General features: G+C 56.7%; 1 protein-coding gene. It reads left to right on the top strand.

What is annotated here, in order from left to right; all coding sequences use genetic code 11:
* A partial coding sequence (locus Q5Y71_RS17180) for a hypothetical protein (protein ID WP_306043289.1) occupies positions 1-487 on the top strand: 487 nt, incomplete at both ends.

Below are 487 nucleotides of genomic sequence, written 5' to 3'. Positions count from 1 at the left end.
TCCCATTGCATCCAAAGTTGGCCAGGGGCGCTCTGTTCCCCTGACCGCAGAGCGCCTTGTCAATATGTACCCGGAGGTGGCCCCCGATGGCTCAAGGTCCTCCGTTGTGCTGCACGGTTGCCCCGGTCTGGCGGAATTTATCAGTAGGGGCAAGAGGGTTCGCGGCCTCCACCGAACGCCAGCAGACGGGAAATTATACGGAGTTATTGATAACGCTTTATTTCGCTTGTCAGAATATGCGTACTCGGAGCACATAGGCACAATCGGCGGCTCCGGGCGTGTTGATATGGCCGATAACGGGCAGCAGCTTTGCATAGTCGCCGGGCAAAAGGGCTACATCTTCACACCTGCGGAGGGCCTGCGGGAGATAACGGACGACTCTTTCCCCGGGGCGAATACCATAACCACGCTGGACGGTTATTTTATTTTCAGCAACCCCAACCCGGGCCAGAGAGGGCAGTTTTTTATCTCTTCTGTTCTGGACGGG

Source organism: Microbulbifer sp. 2205BS26-8 (assembly GCF_030731025.1).
GTDB lineage: Bacteria > Pseudomonadota > Gammaproteobacteria > Pseudomonadales > Cellvibrionaceae > Microbulbifer > Microbulbifer spongiae.
Note: the sequence above shows the minus strand (reverse complement) of the source record. Positions and strands in the feature narration are given on the sequence as shown.